Source organism: Sphingobium cyanobacteriorum (genome assembly GCF_030580935.1).
Taxonomy (GTDB): domain Bacteria; phylum Pseudomonadota; class Alphaproteobacteria; order Sphingomonadales; family Sphingomonadaceae; genus Sphingobium; species Sphingobium cyanobacteriorum.
The window spans coordinates 1-2,472 of record NZ_JAUQOM010000060.1; the positions used below are offsets into that span (position 1 = coordinate 1).

The window sequence follows — 2,472 nt, forward strand, 5'->3', positions numbered from 1 at the left end:
TATACGCGCGCGGCGATCTTCATATGCGGCGGTATCGCCTATCTGTCTGATCTGCGACGTGTCCGAATAATGTACTGGCGCCCCCCTAGCGTGCAGATACGTCACTTTCGTGTAGTCACCCCATCATGTCCGCGACGGCAGGTGAAGCGCCTTACGTGCTCGACGGGCTTGTCCTGGGCGCCGGCAACCTTCCGTTGCATGAGCACTATACCGATACCGGCGGCGCCACCGATCATGTTTTCGCACTCTGCCACCTACTCGGGTTCCGCTTCGCGCCCCGGCTGCGCGATATTGGCGACCGCAAGCTGGGTTCGATCGCTGCGCCATCGACATACAAGGGCATCAAAAATCTGATGGGCCGCACCATCAAAACGGCAGCGATCGAGGCCGATTGGGATGACATCGTCAGGATTGTCGCCTCAATCAAGGATGGCTCGGTGGCGCCGTCAGTAATCTTGCGAAAACTTGCCGCCTACAAACGCCAGAACAGGCTGGATTTTGCATTGGCTGAACTGGGCCGTATCGAGCGCACTTTGTTCACGCTCGATTGGCTTGAACAACCGGAACTGCGACGTGCCTGTCAGGCCGGTCTCAACAAAGGCGAGGCGAGGCACACGCTTGCCGCCGCCATCTATACCAACCGGCAGGGTCGGTTCACCGATCGCTCGCTGGAAAATCAGGAATTTCGCGCATCTGGGCTGAACCTGCTGATTGCGGCGATTTCCTACTGGAACCCGGTCTATCTCGACCGGGCCGCCCAGCACCTCAACGCTGTCGGCACGACGTTCGATGCGGCACTGCTTGCGCACCTTTCTCCGATGGGCTGGGCGCACATCAGTCTGACCGGCGATTACCTCTGGGAGCAGGCCAGGCGACTTCCAGCAGGTGAATTCCACCCACTCAACGAGCCAATGGCGCGGTTGAAGCGTGTAGCGTAGCCCATGTTCCGCTTATGTCCGAGAAATCGTTGTCTGGCGAACAAACCTTGAGGTGACGCCGAGTATCAGCGTGCAGCCCTGCGCGCGCAAGGCATCGTGCTGGGCAGCGGTGTCCTGCTCGTCAGTCGAGACACGGGCGTAGCCGATCAGGGCCTTTTGTCACATTGCATCTAATGGGGGCATTCGAACGGTTGTATCCATTGTATGAAATGTGACACATGACTTTGATTGGCTACGCCCGGGTATCAACTGACGAGCAGGACACCGCTGCGCAGCAAGATGCTCTGCGAACGCAAGGTTGTGCTGTGATCTTCGAAGACAAGGCCAGCGGCGCCAGCAAGGAGCGCCCTAGCCTTGCCAAGGCGCTCGAACGGGTGGGGAAGGGTGACACCCTGCTGGTCGTGCGGATCGACCGTCTGGCGCGCTCGCTTTCACACTTGCTTCAGATCGTAGAAACCATCCGTGCAAAGGGAGCTTTCTTCCGCTCGATCAACGATCCGATCGACACATCGAGCCCGCAAGGTATGCTGATGACTCAAATGCTCGGTGCGTTTGCTGAATTTGAGCGGGCACTTATCCGGGAACGGACGCGCGCAGGACTAAAGGCTGCAGTCGCGCGGGGGGCCAAACCTGGGAATCCCAAAATGCTTGCGCGTGATCCTGCGGCGATTGCCGAGATCCGCCACAGTCATAACGAACGCTACCTCAACGAACTGCTGGATGGCCGGCATCGCTGGTTACCGACCGTTGAGCGTTTGCGCCCGCATTTGCCTTGGGTGATTGTGTTGCGTCAGATTCGCTCAATCGCCCCTCCGATCCGTTCATTCAGTGAGCGGACGCTGGTGAAGGCGTGCCAGGCGCTGGTTCGAGCAGGCTATGCTGATCCCATTATTCTTGAAACCGCGCCGCGTTTGCCACTCGATACGCGCGCGGCAAGGCTTGTCGCCGACCGGATAAAAACCCACCCGGGATCCTCACTTCGTGAAATTGCTAAATGGTTGTCGCAAGATTTGCGCGAACCGACGGCTCGCGGTGGCCTATCTTGGTCACCTGAAGGCGTGAGACGAGCGCTGGCTCACGCCAAAGCGCTTGGATTGATTGAAATTGGCTAAGGATGTCTCCCTCAGGCGTCGCCCTGAGCTGCTGGATGGACGTGTAATTCCTCACGTTGGCTTCTAGCTGTTGCAAGAGTCGCCAACTGACTATCGCTGGCAAGGTCAGGCATTGTTCTCAGGCGCTTTGCGAGCTGAACGACAGAGTTTTGAAAGCCCTTGTTTGCGCTTACCCTTTCTCGAAAGCCGAGATTTCTTAATTCGGCGAGGTCGAGCGCAAGGAGGGCAATTGCTTCTGCTATGTCAGGGAGTTGGACGTCTCGTATGGCTGCAATGATTTCGTATTCGCCGCGTCCATACTGTCAACGGCGGAGCAAAAGTCGGCCATTCGGCGGCGTAAAACCAGGCCATCGTGTTACATGCCGGGGGGAGTGGCGTGAGGGCGTAGCCCGAGGGCCACTCCCCCCGGCATTGGTGTAATT

General features: G+C 58.2%; 2 protein-coding genes and 1 pseudogene. 2 read left to right on the top strand and 1 reads right to left on the bottom strand.

What is annotated here, in order from left to right:
* Positions 1-116 precede the first annotated feature (116 nt).
* Positions 117-938: pseudogene (locus Q4610_RS21625) on the top strand (Tn3 family transposase); the annotation flags it as partial.
* Between the two features lie 12 nt (positions 939-950).
* Here Q4610_RS21625 and Q4610_RS21755 read toward each other — a convergent pair.
* Positions 951-1,088 (bottom strand): recombinase family protein, encoded by a 138-nt coding sequence (locus tag Q4610_RS21755; RefSeq protein ID WP_482241495.1) that lies wholly within the window; start codon positions 1,086-1,088, stop codon positions 951-953.
* Positions 1,089-1,156: 68 nt separating this feature from the next.
* On the opposite strand from Q4610_RS21755, the gene Q4610_RS21635 reads away from it, so the two are divergent.
* Complete coding sequence (locus tag Q4610_RS21635; protein WP_304537834.1) at positions 1,157-2,050, top strand: recombinase family protein; 894 nt, start codon at positions 1,157-1,159, stop codon at positions 2,048-2,050.
* The last annotated feature ends 422 nt before the right edge of the window (positions 2,051-2,472 follow it).